Here is a 429-nt window from a genome sequence, read left to right as displayed (position 1 = left end):
ACTGGGGTGAAGTCGTAACAAGGTAGCCGTATCGGAAGGTGCGGCTGGATCACCTCCTTTCCAGAGCTTCTCGCAAAATTGAGCGCTCACGCTTATCGGCTGTAAATTTAAAGACAGACTCAGGGGTCTGTAGCTCAGTCGGTTAGAGCACCGTCTTGATAAGGCGGGGGTCGTTGGTTCGAATCCAACCAGACCCACCATTGTCTGGCGGTAACACACCTGAGGCATCTGTACTCATGGGGGCATAGCTCAGCTGGGAGAGCACCTGCTTTGCAAGCAGGGGGTCGTCGGTTCGATCCCGTCTGCCTCCACCAATCCTCAATGACAAGCGTTCGACGTGGTCGAGTCCTTGTCATTGGCGATTGAGCCAGTCAGAGTGATACGTAGTATGTATCGGCTGTCGTTCTTTAACAATCTGGAAGAAGTAAG

2 tRNA genes and 1 rRNA gene are annotated in these 429 nt (G+C 52.9%); all 3 read left to right on the top strand.

The window, feature by feature from the left end:
- A 16S ribosomal RNA gene (locus DIE21_RS36940) occupies window positions 1–60 on the top strand; the annotation flags it as partial.
- A 63-nt stretch (window positions 61–123) separates the two neighbouring features.
- A tRNA-Ile gene (locus tag DIE21_RS36935) sits at window positions 124–200 on the top strand.
- 38 nt (window positions 201–238) lie between these two features.
- A tRNA-Ala gene (locus tag DIE21_RS36930) sits at window positions 239–314 on the top strand.
- The last annotated feature ends 115 nt before the right edge of the window (window positions 315–429 follow it).

Source organism: Burkholderia sp. Bp9140 (assembly GCF_003853425.1).
Lineage (GTDB): Bacteria > Pseudomonadota > Gammaproteobacteria > Burkholderiales > Burkholderiaceae > Burkholderia.
The sequence above is the reverse complement of the archived record's forward strand: the minus strand, read 5'-3'. Positions and strand labels throughout refer to the sequence as shown.